The 565-nt window shown below is 70.4% G+C and carries 1 protein-coding gene; it reads right to left on the bottom strand.

Annotated elements, in window-relative coordinates:
• The coding region (locus AC1DWF_RS37390; protein WP_476843468.1) for a GldG family protein at nt 1-565 on the bottom strand (565 nt) is incomplete at both ends.

Raw genomic sequence — 565 nt, 5'->3', positions numbered from 1 at the left:
GGTTGAACCAGGCGATGTAGTCCACGGCCTGAACGCGGTCGGTCGGTCCGGCGCGGACGCGCCAGGCGCCGCGGAGGTCGAGCACCACCTGGTCGGAGGGCGCGTCGACGCCCCAGGCGTTCAGCAGGCGCGGCAGGGCGGAGGAGGTCTCCGTCGGCGGACGGCCGCCGGGGCCGGGGCGCGCGGCCTGCATCTCGCTGTGCGGGTCCACCATCAGGAAGAGCTTGCCGCCGCGCATCACGAACTGGTCGACGGCGTATTGCGTGGCGTCGGACAGGCCTTGCGGATGGGCGAGGAGCAGGATCTGCACCTCCGGCGGAATCACCTGGGCGTCCATTGCGACGTCCTGGACGGTGAAGCTTTCCCTGAGCTGGCGGATCACCACCTGCGGCTGCGCGAGCTGCGGCTGGCGCATCATCATCGCGCGCGGGTCGCCGTTCAGCGGCAGCGGCGACATCACGCCGATGACCGCGCGCGTGGGGTGCGAGAGCTCGAAGATCAGGCGGGTGAGGTCGGCTTCCAGGAAGCGCTCGCGATCCGTCTGGAAGAAGGGGATGTTCCGTTC

The sequence above is a fragment of the Aminobacter sp. P4_D5 genome (genome assembly GCF_056401815.1).
The sequence above is the reverse complement of the archived record's forward strand: the minus strand, read 5'-3'. Positions and strand labels throughout refer to the sequence as shown.